At 42.5% G+C, this 12,861-nt stretch carries 11 protein-coding genes; 9 read left to right on the plus strand and 2 right to left on the minus strand.

Annotated features, from left to right (window positions below):
* The first annotated feature begins 205 nt into the window (after positions 1–205).
* Positions 206–1,750 (plus strand): YjjI family glycine radical enzyme, encoded by a 1,545-nt coding sequence (locus H9L11_RS14125; RefSeq protein WP_033905232.1) that lies wholly within the window; start codon positions 206–208, stop codon positions 1,748–1,750.
* Positions 1,751–1,772: 22 nt separating this feature from the next.
* Complete coding sequence (locus tag H9L11_RS14130; RefSeq protein ID WP_033905234.1) at positions 1,773–2,654, plus strand: YjjW family glycine radical enzyme activase; 882 nt, start codon at positions 1,773–1,775, stop codon at positions 2,652–2,654.
* Between the two features lie 19 nt (positions 2,655–2,673).
* On the opposite strand, the gene H9L11_RS14135 is transcribed toward H9L11_RS14130, so the two are convergent.
* Entirely contained in the window at positions 2,674–3,612 is a 939-nt protein-coding gene (locus H9L11_RS14135) for a LysR family transcriptional regulator (RefSeq protein ID WP_005377737.1), read from the minus strand.
* 411 nt (positions 3,613–4,023) lie between these two features.
* On the opposite strand from H9L11_RS14135, the gene H9L11_RS14140 reads away from it, so the two are divergent.
* Both H9L11_RS14140 and H9L11_RS14145 read left to right on the plus strand, forming a co-directional pair.
* Positions 4,024–4,794: a TerC family protein gene (locus H9L11_RS14140; RefSeq protein WP_017820626.1), complete on the plus strand. Its 771-nt coding sequence runs from the start codon at positions 4,024–4,026 to the stop codon at positions 4,792–4,794.
* Between the two features lie 160 nt (positions 4,795–4,954).
* The gene (locus tag H9L11_RS14145) at positions 4,955–5,557 is read left to right on the plus strand and encodes a 2OG-Fe(II) oxygenase (RefSeq protein ID WP_005377733.1); all 603 of its coding nucleotides are present in this window, start codon (positions 4,955–4,957) and stop codon (positions 5,555–5,557) included.
* A 54-nt stretch (positions 5,558–5,611) separates the two neighbouring features.
* Here H9L11_RS14145 and H9L11_RS14150 read toward each other — a convergent pair whose 3' ends face one another.
* A complete protein-coding gene (locus tag H9L11_RS14150) occupies positions 5,612–6,877 on the minus strand; it encodes an HD domain-containing phosphohydrolase (RefSeq protein ID WP_025766702.1) in 1,266 nt (421 codons plus the stop codon).
* A gap of 629 nt (positions 6,878–7,506) precedes the next feature.
* On the opposite strand from H9L11_RS14150, the gene H9L11_RS14155 reads away from it, so the two are divergent.
* The 5 genes from H9L11_RS14155 to H9L11_RS14175 all read left to right on the plus strand — a co-directional run bounded on the left by H9L11_RS14155 (position 7,507) and on the right by H9L11_RS14175 (position 12,861).
* Entirely contained in the window at positions 7,507–8,700 is a 1,194-nt protein-coding gene (locus tag H9L11_RS14155; protein WP_025766701.1) for an iron-containing alcohol dehydrogenase, read from the plus strand.
* A 161-nt stretch (positions 8,701–8,861) separates the two neighbouring features.
* Positions 8,862–10,067, plus strand: a complete 1,206-nt coding sequence (locus tag H9L11_RS14160; protein WP_033905238.1) for an aromatic amino acid transport family protein — start codon at positions 8,862–8,864, stop codon at positions 10,065–10,067.
* A 274-nt stretch (positions 10,068–10,341) separates the two neighbouring features.
* Positions 10,342–11,466: an HD domain-containing phosphohydrolase gene (locus H9L11_RS14165; protein WP_053303104.1), complete on the plus strand. Its 1,125-nt coding sequence runs from the start codon at positions 10,342–10,344 to the stop codon at positions 11,464–11,466.
* Positions 11,467–11,553: 87 nt separating this feature from the next.
* On the plus strand, positions 11,554–11,772 hold the full coding sequence (locus H9L11_RS14170) for a hypothetical protein (RefSeq protein ID WP_005377723.1): 219 nt from the start codon (positions 11,554–11,556) through the stop codon (positions 11,770–11,772).
* 324 nt (positions 11,773–12,096) lie between these two features.
* Positions 12,097–12,861: an ABC transporter ATP-binding protein gene (locus H9L11_RS14175; RefSeq protein WP_005377721.1), complete on the plus strand. Its 765-nt coding sequence runs from the start codon at positions 12,097–12,099 to the stop codon at positions 12,859–12,861.

Here is a 12,861-nt window from a genome sequence, read left to right on the forward strand (position 1 = left end):
AGATTTCGGTACGCAGTTAGGTTTTCCCATATAGTAAGTTGGAATGCGCTAATTTAGCTTTGTCTTATTTCCAGAATGGAAATAGACGTTTTGTTTATTTTCATTAGTGGCAACAGCCAAGCAGGAGTAAAATCACGTTACTCTTTAGGGGTAGAGCTCGTATTTTGTCTTGTGGGCTTGTGGTTACTTTGTAGGAATATCTTAGATGACAAGCCTTTCTAAACTACAACAACGTTTTCTAGATATCGCGACCGACGTCCGTCTTTCTCCAAAACAGAAGTCGAGTTTTTTAGCTTTAGAGGCGGAAGCGTGCATTCCTTACATGACCGTATCTCCATCACTGAGACAAGCAATGGATGAAGGCATCATCTGCGATATGTTTGAAGGTCATGCACCGTTTAAACCTCGCTATGTGTTGCCTGATTACGCTAAATTTCTATCGCAAGGCTCAGACTATTTAGAGTTGTCTCCGGCTGATGATTTCGATGATGCGTTGAACATGCTGACCATCATTTACCATCATGTTCCTTCGGTAACGAACATTCCGGTTTACTTAGGCCAGTTAGATGATGTCTTGTTGCCTTACATAGGCGACCTAACAGAGAGCCAGATTTACAAAAAGTTAAAACATTTTTGGATCATGCTGGATCGCACATTGCCAGATGCGTTTATGCATGTGAATGTCGGACCGACAGACAACATTATTTGTCGCACTGTTTTAAAAGTAGATGCGGAGCTCAAGCAGATCGCACCGAATCTCACCTTTATGTACGACGAGACAGTTACACCTGATGATTTACTTCGTCAAGCGACACAGAACATTTGTGAATGCAGTAAACCGCATATCGCCAATTACCCAATGCACGCGAAAGCCTACAACGGCTCACGCTTTGGTATTGTAAGTTGCTACAACTCGCTTCCATTAGCAGGTGGATCGAACACATTGGTGCGAATGAATTTAAAAGAAGTTGCAAAACGAGCATCAGACTGTAACGACTTCTTAAACAGTGCGTTGCCTTCTTACCATCGATTAATGGTCGAGCTCATAAACGCAAGAAGCACGCACTTGCATGAAAAATCGAACTTCTTTCAAGGCTTTTTGACGCAAGAAGGGTTGATAAAAGAGTCCTATTTCGCGCCAATGTATGGCGTGTACGGCATGGCCGAAGCGGTAAACCTTCTATTTGAAAAAGAAGGGCAAATAGGGCGATACGGAAAAAATGATCGAGCAAATACTTTTGCTCATGATGTTTCAGCAACACTGGCTAAACTGGTAGACTCAACCCCGGTGAAATATGGTTTAGATGGCAAAGCGCTCTTACATGCACAAGGCGGCATTAGCTTAGATCATGATGCTACGCCAGGTGTACGTCTGCCTTATGGTGCAGAGCCAGACCCTGTCACTTATGTACAAGCAACGGCGAAGCATCATCAGTATTATCGTGCGGGTATCAGCGATATTTTGACGATTGATGAAACGGTGAAATCTAACCCAGAAGCGATGTTCAATTTATGTAAAGGGGCACTAAATGCTGGTTATCGTGAGTTTACCGCGAATGTCACTTCAAATGACTTAATTCGCGTGACAGGCTACATGATCAAACTTTCAGATGTCGCGAAATATGATAAAGAAGGTTCGAGAACCAACACGACGTTTCTAGGTGCGGAAGCAGCAAAAAATACCAAAATTTTAGAACGCTCACCACGTGTGGTGAGTCATGAAGTAACACCGACTTACACGCAGGCATAAGTTCGGTTTAGGAAAGAACAAGATGTCTAGACGAAGTGGAAGCCTTTTGGCAAAAGTCACTCATATCCTTCCTTTCTCTTGTGTTGATGGGCCAGGAAATCGTCTAGTCATCTTTCTACAGGGTTGTAACTATCAGTGTTTGAACTGCCACAATCCTCACACGATAAACCATTGTAATCATTGTGGTGAGTGTGTGAGTGAATGTTCAGCAGGCGCATTGAAGTTCGACGAAAACAACAACGTTGTTTGGCTTAAAGAGGAGTGCACCCACTGCGATCATTGTATAGAGATATGTCAGAACCAATCTAATCCAAAAATTACTGACTACTCTGTAGTAACAATGCTCGATTTGATACGCAAACATCGCTTTTTCATCAGTGGTGTTACTGTATCCGGTGGGGAATCTACCTTACAACTTCCTTTCATTATTGAGCTGTTTAAAGGGATAAAACAAGATCCTGAATTACGGCACCTCTCTTGTTTCATCGACAGTAACGGTTCTTTAGCGGTTGCTGGTTGGCAGCGTATTCTCCCTTTTCTGGATGGCGCAATGATCGATTTGAAAGCGTGGCAGACGGAGACGCATCAGTGGCTAACTGGGCGTGATAATCATCGTGTATTTAAAACCCTTCATTACCTAGCTGAACACGAAAAATTGTACGAGGTCCGCTTACTGCATATTCCCCAAAAAAGTGATTTAGATATAGAAATCGTAGCAATTGGACGTTACTTGAGTACTCTTCCTGAATCGGTGCTTATCCGTTTAAATGCCTTTCAACATCACGGAGTTGTGGGGGAGGCGTTAACTTGGGACATGTGCTCTCATCATGATATCGAACGCTTAAAATCAGAGCTTCGATGCTACGTGAGTAACCCTATCACAGTGCCGACAGTACTCACGTAGTACCGTTGTTTATCTATGCTTAAGCATCACAGGCATCTAACATGGCGCAAGCGTCGAGTAATTGTTGCTGTAACCATTTTAAAGCGGGATCGTTTAAGCTCGCTTTGTTCCAAACGAGGCTGTAGGCTACTTGCCCGTAATCGAATGGAAGAGCTTGCTCAACCAAACCTTTTGCTTGCATTGCCGCTCTTGCCCAAAGCTTGGAGCATGTGAACAAGTAATCCGAGTGCTGACACATCACCGCAGCTGAACCAAAGTCGGCTACACGCATGGCCAAGTTTCGCTTTGAATGCCTTTGGGTGAGATTTTGCTCAAAATAAGGTTGTGACAGATCTTTATCATGAATACCGATGTGTCTTGCACAAAGGTAACTTTCAACAGATAAGGGTTGCTCAGCGAGTGGGTTCGATGCTCTCATTAAGCAAACCATTTCGTCTTTCAAAATGGTTTTCCATACCAAGTCTTTATTTTGTGTGGGTGGTTGGCTGAGATCGTGAGGAAGCAACAAAAAATCCACTTGACCTCTTGCTAATGCATCGAAACTCATTTCCTCTTTCGCATGGACATTCAAGTGCGCGTGATTGCTCAGTTGTTGGGACAAGTGCTGTAGAACTGGCGCAAAGAGCTCAAACGAACTTTCACGCATTGCTAATGAAAAACTACCTTGATAGTAAGCCGGATTAAAAGAGCCTTGATGTAATAACCCATTCATACTGGAGAGTATGCCATGGATTGACGGGCCTATATGCAGCGCAAATGCTGTCGGCACTAAGCGAGTGCCATCACGGTAAAAAAGGTCATCCTTTAGCGTTTCGCGCAACTGTCCGAGCGTTTTACTGACGCTCGATGGTGTTACACACAAGCGTTCTGCCGCAAGTGTGACGCTGTGAGTGGTTAACAACATATGTAAAACAGTTAGATGTTTAAGGCTTATACGCGAAAGAGCAATGTAGTCCATAAATAGCATGGTTTCTTATGATTTTTGGCAGTATATCAGCATGAAACAAATTTTTACTATTGTTTATCTCGGAAACACGCCTGTTTCTCTTTGAGCTCAATGCATTTAATGGGTTGCATAAGGGTTGATGGTGCTTATAAGTCTAGAAATTTATCTTAGTTTTGTTGGACTTTAATGCTTTCATTTATTCAATTCTAAAGCTTCTATGTAATTTTAATCAATTTGGAGGAGTTGATTGATTTGTACACGAATTAAACTTGTTCCTTGTTAATTAAAATAGATATTGTTTTGTTGATTGTTTGGTGATTTACTCATGATCCCTCAGTAACAAAGGTATAAATAATTAATGGACGACCCCTTTAGTCGACAAAACCCTTCACCATATGTCTTCTTATTATTGGAGACATGCTCATGCTAGAACTTTTTATGCAACCAGAAGCTTGGGCTATTTTCGCCACTTTGTTTGCGCTTGAAGTTGTCTTAGGCGTTGATAACGTCGTTTTTATCTCTGTCTTATGTGAAAGACTGCCGCTGCACCAACGTAAGCTGGCAAGAAACCTTGGTATTGGTCTTGCTGTTATTGCTCGTATTGGTTTAGTGTTTTCAATCTCTTGGATCATGCAATTGACTCAACCGCTATTTTCTTTGGCGAACCATGCGTTTACCGGAAGAGACGTCATCATGATTGCGGGTGGTGCATTCCTCTTGGCTAAAAGCCTGAAAGAGTTGTGGAGTTGGTTAAATCACAACGAGTCGGCTCACTCAACTCACGCCCGTACTGGTTTAGCGGTAGTTCTGTTGCAGATTGTTGCCGTGGATGCTGTATTCTCGATGGACTCGGTGATAACCGCCGTTGGTTTGACAAGTGATGTCCCACTTATGGTCGCAGCGATTGTTTCGTCTGCTATCGTGATGGTCATGACAGCCGAAAAAATCAATAACCTGGTGTCGTGTTACCCTGGTTTTAAGACACTTGCTTTGTTATTCCTCGTTTTGTTAGGTGGTTTATTGATGGCAGAAGGCTTCGAAATTCATATCAACAAAGGTTATGTGTACTTTGCGATGGCATTCGGCTTAATTCTGGAACTTTGTCATATCCAGTTAAAAAACAAACAACGCCCGACTATTAAACGTCTTAGTCCGTTGCGAGTTCATCCAACCAGATTAGAAGCTCGTCAATAATAAAAGATATTGCCGCTCATATGAGCGGCATTTTTATATTCGTCATCACCTATTTTTACTCTCTTTTTATTTTGTTGTCGTTTCGACAAAAAATCGCATTTGTTGTGGGGTTGAAGATTTTTTATATAGACCGCCCAACTAATATGAGTGAACGACAATAATGGATAAAATGATCGATGCGTTAGCAACCCATGGCTACTACATCTGGGATGATTTTCTTTCTGAACAAGAAGTGGCTCAATTACGAGACTGCATTCCAAGTAACTGGAAAAAAGCGCGTATTGGTCGTAATGACGATGTGACACGTATTGAGTCAATTCGAAGTGACAAAATTCAATGGTTATCGCCCAATATGGGGCACGCGGTTACTTCTTACTTAGATAAGATGGAAGAAATACGCCAAGAAGTGAACCGTCACTTGTTTCTGGGACTTTTTGAGTATGAAGCTCACTTTGCCAAGTACGAGGAAGGGGATTTCTACCAAAAGCATCTAGATTGTTTTAAGGGCAATGAAAACCGTCGATTGACAACCGTTTTTTACATGAACGAATCTTGGACGGAAAAGGATGCAGGTGAATTGGTGGTTTACGATCTAAATGATAATAAGATAGCAACCATCCCTCCTCAATCAGGACGCTTACTTTTATTCTTATCTGAGCAATTCCCGCATGAGGTTTTACCGACCAATGCTGAGCGTTTCAGTATTGCAGGTTGGTTCAGAATCAATGGTGTGCGAGACAATGTACTTGATATTGCAAAATGATTGGTTTGCAACCAGCATAAAATCAGCAAAGGGCGTAGATACGCCCTTTATCGATTAAACATTAGTTGATAGCTCGTAACACTCGGTCATGTTTCGCTCTAGCACTGCATAGACGTCAGAACAAAGTTCTTGTTTAGCGACTTGCTCACCCATAATCGCGGCGATTTGTGCTTGAGCCATTCGTCCTCGGTAGGGCCGGTCCTGAGACAGAGCTTGAAAAACATCGGCAACCGCGACAATACGCGATGGTACATCGAGTTCGTCTCCTGTTTTATGATAAGGATAGCCAGAACCGTCCAAACGCTCGTGATGATTAGAAGCCCACTCCGCTATTTTAGCGTTGGGAAACACTTTGTGTAATGCGAGCTGAGTATCAATTGTATGGCGTTTAATACGCGTATACTCTTGTTTATTAAGAGAGCCTTCTTTATGAAGAATCTCATCTGGTGTTTTTAACTTTCCGATATCATGCACCAACCCAGCAATAAATAACATCTCTTGGTCGTGCTCACAAAACCCAAGCTTGATGGCTAGATACCGAGATAACTCCGCCACTTTTTGCGAATGTTGATAAGTAAATGGGCTTTTTGCGTCAACAATTCGAGCGATAAACATTCCCAAACTATTCATATCTTGGATGGTGAGCTGTTTTTGAAGCCAATCAATGCTTTTAAAGTTTAATCCGATGGTTTCTATATTTTCAGACTCCATCGCGAACCAAAATGCGTCGGTCATAACGAGCTTAACCATTGCCTTAGCCATGTCTGGATTAAACAAAGTTCCAGCGTTTGCCATGATGCATTCTGCAATTAGTTCTTCATGAAGTGTGACAATGTCACAGTGGCAGTTCATGACGTATTTGGAACGCATAAAATCGAGACGATCGGCTAAATAGAGTAGGGCAGCGACCTCTTTTTCAAAAGGCGGTAAATCAAGATATTTTAATTCACTCCAATGTGTATGGTGGTAAAGAACAGGTGTAGCAAACTGACGCAACAAACGACACTGCTTGAGGCTTCGGTATCCTCTTAAGCAATGTGTTTTTACATCTTGTGGCACCAACTCCTCAAGTAACATTTTATGTTCTTGTGTTTCGGAGACCCCACAATCGTGGATCATCCCTGCGAAGTAGCAAAACTCCGCTTTTTCTGGTTCCCAGTTCATGACCCGAGCACATTGGTAAGCGATGTAAGCGACACGATGGCTATGGTGCGTATCATCAACACCGACATAGTCGAGTGCTCGAGCAACCCAGATAAGTGCTTGTTTCAGATCGACTTCAAAGCCCATGTCCGTATGGGAATGGCAAGAATGATTCATGGTTTATACCGACATTGCTAATTAGCCCACGCTAAACCCAAATCAGAAGGTGATAGGAAAAATTGGGTACGACAGCGAATAGACCCCAAAAAGGTGGGCGTTTAGACATAGTTTTGATTATGGGCGGGATAATAATCCTAGTTGCATAATAATATCACCTGAAGCTCATGGTTAAGAGTCAGATATTTGAACTAAGTATAAGTTTTGAAAGATTATTGTTGCTCTTGTTGACTTATTTGAAAACGACAATAAATCATGATGTAACGCATTCTTATTTTTATTTTTGTAGATCGTGTTCGGGCTCAACCAGAGACACACGGTATTGATGTCTGATTAACAGAATTCATATTGTTGCTTTTGAAGGCAAAAAATAAGAAGACTTCTTCGAGGCTTGCTCTGTAACTAACAGAGTAATAGGGAAAGCAGCTTGTTAACTACATGACAATAGAGCGTCGTTGAAAAAATTTTCTCTGTAGCTCATGTCGTTGAGGGAAGATAATAAAATGGTACGGTTTCCCAGCGATGCTAGCCCTTTTAGTGAGATAAGTTTATTGAAAATGTGTGATTGCAAAGTAAGCATAGGTAGTAAAAGTAGCTAGAATGATAGCTCTAAATGAAAAGGATTTCGTATGTTGAAGCATCGTTTATATCGGACTTACACCGCAGGGTTAAAAATAGCAGCCCTTATCCTTCCTATGCCGAGACCAACCTTGTTTTCCGGCCCTGGTTCGATGAATGAGCTATTAGAATCGATGACCGAGCTGGGATTTAAACGCGTTTTGTTAGTTACCGACGAAGGGTTAGTCCAAGTCGGTATTGTAGATAAGGTGCTTGAGGCTGCAGCACAACTCGATTTACAGTTAGATGTTTTCTCGCAAGTTAAGCCCGATCCTACCTATGATCAGGTAGAGAGCGGTCTAGAGGCTTATCATCGTTTTCATTGTGAGGGCATATTAGCTTTGGGTGGCGGCTCTGCAATGGATTGTGCAAAAGTCATCGCTGCGAAAGTTACCAATAAACGGCCAATAAAAAAATTAGCTGGACTATTGAAGGTATGGCGAATGCCAGCGCCGCTTTTTGCTATTCCAACAACGGCTGGAACCGGAAGTGAAGTTACTATCGCTGCGGTCGTGTCAGATCCCTCCTCACACATTAAAACCCCTTTAATGGATCCAAAGTTGGTGCCACTAATGGCAGCTTTAGATGCGAATTTAATGATTGGTTTACCTCCTAAGATCACGGCTGATACTGGCGTTGATGCATTAACCCACGCTATTGAGGCCTATGTATCGAAAAACGCTACTCAAGAAACGATGGCTTATTCGGTTGCCGCTATTAAACTCATTTTTAAATATCTTCCTAGGGCTGTGATGCAAGGGGATGATGTCGAAGCTCGTCATAAAATGGCTATGGCATCCTATTACGCGGGTTTAGCATTTACCAAAGCGAGTTTGGGTTATGTTCATGCCTTTGCTCACACATTCGGTGCGAGATATGGAATACCTCATGGTATGGCAAACGGATTAGCCTTGTTGCCTGTGCTGCGCTTTTCATTATCAGAGATTGAGCCTCAACTAAGAAAGCTCGATGAGTTGACGGCCGAGGGGCAGTTAGGTAACGCAAGTGCTCAGCATTTTTTGGCGAATCTGGAGTCCTTGTTTTCAACTATTGATATTGAGCAAACCAGTGCGCTCATTCAACGTGAAGATGCTGATGCGCTTGTTGATTTAATTCTGAAAGAGGCGCACTGGAATTACCCTGTTCCCAAGTTCATGAACAGGGAAGAATGCACACAGTTATTGTTAAATATCAGCAAGGTGTAAATTATAGTTTACATGCGTGGTTTTTTATCCTTACACTTTGCTTGATCTTCTGCTAAAGATCCTACAATATCGACGGCAATACAAATATGGTGTTGGTTTCGGTCCGCCGTTGCCCGATCTAATACTGATAATTTCTAATAAAGTGTAAAGATTAATATACAATGAGTCGTTCTAAAGTATTCGGTAGTACGCTAATTATTGCGGGCACTACAATAGGCGCTGGTATGCTAGCGCTTCCACTTGCCTCTGCCGGCATTGGTTTTTCAACTTCTATTATCATCATGCTAGGCTTATGGGCTCTGATGGCTTTCACTGCCTTGCTTATGCTTGAGCTTCATCAACATGCGGAGAGTAGTGCTACACTTCATACTTTGGCGAAACAGATCCTAGGTCAAAAAGGCAAGTGGGTGGCAAGTTTTGCGATGTTGTTTCTTTTCTACTCATTATGTGCAGCGTATATCGCTGGCGGTGGTGCTCAGTTCGGAGACCGCCTTGCACAATGGTTTGACCTCGATATTTCAGGGCCTACATCAACGATAATCTTTACCTTGATTGTGACTTTAGTTGTGACAGTGGGTACCGGTACGGTCGATAAAGTAAACCGAGTCCTGTTCGCGATGAAGCTCATTGCGATGGTTGCGGTGCTTTCTTTTCTTGCTCCAAACGTTACGGAATCTTACTTGTTAAGTATGCCAATCGAACAAGGCCTTGTTGTAGCGGCGATTCCGGTGATCTTTACTTCGTTTGGTTTCCACGGAAGTATACCTGCAATTGTGAATTACTTAGACGGTGACACTTCTTCTTTACGCAAAGCCGTTATTATTGGTTCGACGATTCCACTCGTTATTTATATCTTTTGGCAAATCGTGACGTTGGGTGTGGTTAGCCAAAGTACGCTTGTTGAGAACGGAGGGTTGAGCGCACTGATTGGTCAACTATCTCAGACAGTACACCAATCAAATTTGGGTAGCATTGTTGGTGTGTTTGCTGACTTGGCATTGTTGACATCGTTCCTTGGCGTGAGTTTGGGTCTATTCGAATTTTTGGGTGATACCATCAAAGGAAGTAACGATAAGCCTAATCGTTTGATTGCGGCACTAGTGACGTTTACTCCACCGCTAGGCTTCGCACTTTTCTATCCTCAAGGCTTTATTATGGCTTTGGGCTATGCAGCGATTGCCTTAGCGATTTTAGCCATCTTTTTGCCTTTGGTTATGGTGATCAAGGTTCGTAAATCGGATGATTTTACTGGGGAGTACCGCGTCGCAGGTGGTCAAGGTGCGCTAGTGATAACGGGCATCGCTGGCACTGGCATCGTATTCGCTCAGGTGTTAATTACGCTGGGTGTGCTTCCTGCTCTAGGCTAGTTGTTCAGAACGTTCTTTGAATAACCTCTAGTTACTGAATCCATCGTAATCAATCAGTATTGTTAAGCCAACGAGTTTTGCTCGTTGGCTTTTTTAATCTGGATCAAATTACCGTAAGATATCCGGTGAAAAAATTGGTAGAAATGTGCTTTTATTTCGTACACTTAAGTTGTGGTATATCGATAGTTTAAGTGGAGAAAACCGCTCAAAATACCATTGAATTTGCAACACAATGAGCTTTTCTTGTTTCTCTGCTTTGGTGTGGAGGTGAAGCATGGCGCACCGGAGTTTTTACCCGTTTGCAAAACCGCTTAACGAGCAACTGCAAACGCTAAAAGGCAGGATGCAGGCGCACTTGCCATGTATTGATAGGGTGTCATTTGCAAAATATCACCCAGACCAAGATGTGCTCAAATCATTTGCAGAAAGTGAGTTCGACACTTGGTGTTTAGCCCATCACGAATCAGCATTCCGTAAACTCCACCACCTCAATATTGCCTCTAAAAACGCGGTTCCTCGTATCGTCGAAGACCTTCATGATATTAAGCACTGTCCTCGGGTTCAAATTTTACTCAAACACGGATATCAGTCGTCGGCTGCTATTCCTTGTTATGACAATAAAGCTTTTACTGGTTTTGTATTTTTGAACTCCACTCAACGTGATGCGTTTAGTTTAGAAGCGCTGAATGGTCTTAAACCTTATTTCGAAATGATTCGATTTGCGGTTGAATCAGAAACTCAAGTAGTCAATGCGATAGAAACGCTAGCGAACCGAATGCAATGTATGATGCCAGGATATTCACCTGAGTATTACGCGCATACCAAACGCATGAAGTACTACAGTCAAATTATCGCAACGCAGTTAGCGGATCGTTATCACCTGAATGACGAAATGGTCGAAGATATTGGTATTTTTGCTCAGTTCCATGCGCTCGGTGATAGTCAGCTGCCAGTTGAAATTGCTAGCCGCCGAACAAATTACTCTCAAGAACAAGAGGCGATATTGATTCAACATATTGAGCGTTGTATCGATTCAGCGGATGACATAGTTGCCCGTATCGGAAATCCGGTTCACCCGAGTGTGACTTTGTTTTTGCAGATGGTTACTTATCAGTACGAAAACTTAAATGGCACTGGTTATCCTTATGGTTTAACCAATGATGATATACCAATCGCCGCGCAAATTACGGCTGTCGCGAATGCCTTTGATTTTATGACGACGCACCATCCGTACAGACAAGCGTGGTCCATCCCATACGCATTGTTAGAACTTGAAAAATGGGTATATCAGGGATGGTTATCTCGAGAATGTGTTGATGCTCTGCGAGAGCATCAAGGTTATATAAAGCAAATCATCCACAAATATCCCGAGCACTATACAGGCTTGGGGTTAATGTGAAGAGCAGTAACAAAGTTGAAATGTTGACGAGGAGGAATATTTAAACAATACTGTTTTTATATACAGTAATAAGTTTGGAGGTGAAGTATGTTGTGGGAAACCCTTGAAAGAGTAAACCGCTTACGCCAACAAGCACTTGCAAATCCTGAGTTTGTTGAGTCAGCAAAAGAGCACGAACAAGCACTTCAGGAGCAAGAATACCATTATCAAACTAAGAAAAAGCGTTCAGCCAAAGACAAACAAGGTAAAAAGTCGCTGGCCGATATCTATAAAGAAGTAGAGTTTGGCGCTGACGCTCGTCATTAATGTATTCACTGCGGCATTTTTCATTTCTTCATACGCTGCAGTATTCGTTCAAATTTATGCGAGAGCAGTGGGAGACCGCTGCTCTCGTTGACCTGCCTATAATTTACTAATGAAGTTCAGCAGAGCAAATTATCACTAACACTTAGCAATTCTCTCAATGATCTTGTTGATGTAATGATAATGACAACGGTTTGCATTTGTATCTTTGTTGTTATATAAAACCTCCCTTATTAATCGTTCTGTTGAATAAGAACGGCAAACGTGATCAACGAATGAGAGCTCTGAATAACTGTTATTCGTAAATGGCTATTAGGTGAAGTAGGGATGTTGGAAGCTAAAGCACTCCAGTTTGAGATTGAAGGCAAGTCATTGCTAAAAGCGTTTGATGTGACATTTGAACCCGGAAAAACATACGCTCTTGTTGGACACAATGGTTCAGGAAAATCCACATTGTTAAAGTTGCTGGCACAGCAACAGCCATACACCGCTGGTGACGTGGTTCTGCATGGAACGAGCATTAACGATCTCTCAGCGAAAAAGTTTGCCCAACACATTGCCTACTTGCCTCAGCATCTTCCAGTGACCGACAGTATTTTAGGTCGAGATTTAGTCGGTTTTGGTCGTTATCCATGGCATGGTTTACTTGGACGTTTGAGTAAGAAAGATCACGACATTGTTGAAGAAGCAATGGCGATGACAGGCACACTAAAATACGCAGATCGCTTAGTGGACACGTTATCTGGAGGAGAGCGTCAACGTGTGTGGCTAGCTATGCTGTTAGCCCAAAAAACCGAGTATTTGCTTCTTGATGAGCCTTTGTCTGCGCTAGATATCAGCCATCAAGTCGATATGTTGAAGCTTATCTCTAAACTCAGTCAAGAACTGGGTTTGGGCGTTATTATCGTATTACACGACATCAACTTGGCTGCACGATTTTGCGACTACATCGTTGCATTACATCAAGGTGATTTGATTGCACAAGGCAATGTTGAACAGGTGTTTACTGAACCTAAGTTGAGGGACATATATGGGATAGAGATGATGATCTCTGACCACCCTGCGGGTTATCCGGTGGCGATGCCAAGCTAA

It is taken from the genome of Vibrio sp. sp1 (genome assembly GCF_016920955.1).
Lineage (GTDB): Bacteria > Pseudomonadota > Gammaproteobacteria > Enterobacterales > Vibrionaceae > Vibrio > Vibrio alginolyticus.

Bases quoted from the DNA above. Each gene is read 5' to 3' on its own strand.
- H9L11_RS14125 (WP_033905232.1), top strand. From the start codon at position 206: ATGACAAGCCTTTCTAAACTACAACAACGTTTTCTAGATATCGCGACC.
- H9L11_RS14130 (WP_033905234.1), top strand. From the start codon at position 1,773: ATGTCTAGACGAAGTGGAAGCCTTTTGGCAAAAGTCACTCATATCCTT.
- H9L11_RS14135 (WP_005377737.1), bottom strand. From the start codon at position 3,612: ATGGACTACATTGCTCTTTCGCGTATAAGCCTTAAACATCTAACTGTT.
- H9L11_RS14140 (WP_017820626.1), top strand. From the start codon at position 4,024: ATGCTAGAACTTTTTATGCAACCAGAAGCTTGGGCTATTTTCGCCACT.
- H9L11_RS14145 (WP_005377733.1), top strand. From the start codon at position 4,955: ATGGATAAAATGATCGATGCGTTAGCAACCCATGGCTACTACATCTGG.
- H9L11_RS14150 (WP_025766702.1), bottom strand. From the start codon at position 6,877: ATGAATCATTCTTGCCATTCCCATACGGACATGGGCTTTGAAGTCGAT.
- H9L11_RS14155 (WP_025766701.1), top strand. From the start codon at position 7,507: ATGTTGAAGCATCGTTTATATCGGACTTACACCGCAGGGTTAAAAATA.
- H9L11_RS14160 (WP_033905238.1), top strand. From the start codon at position 8,862: ATGAGTCGTTCTAAAGTATTCGGTAGTACGCTAATTATTGCGGGCACT.
- H9L11_RS14165 (WP_053303104.1), top strand. From the start codon at position 10,342: ATGGCGCACCGGAGTTTTTACCCGTTTGCAAAACCGCTTAACGAGCAA.
- H9L11_RS14170 (WP_005377723.1), top strand. From the start codon at position 11,554: ATGTTGTGGGAAACCCTTGAAAGAGTAAACCGCTTACGCCAACAAGCA.
- H9L11_RS14175 (WP_005377721.1), top strand. From the start codon at position 12,097: ATGTTGGAAGCTAAAGCACTCCAGTTTGAGATTGAAGGCAAGTCATTG.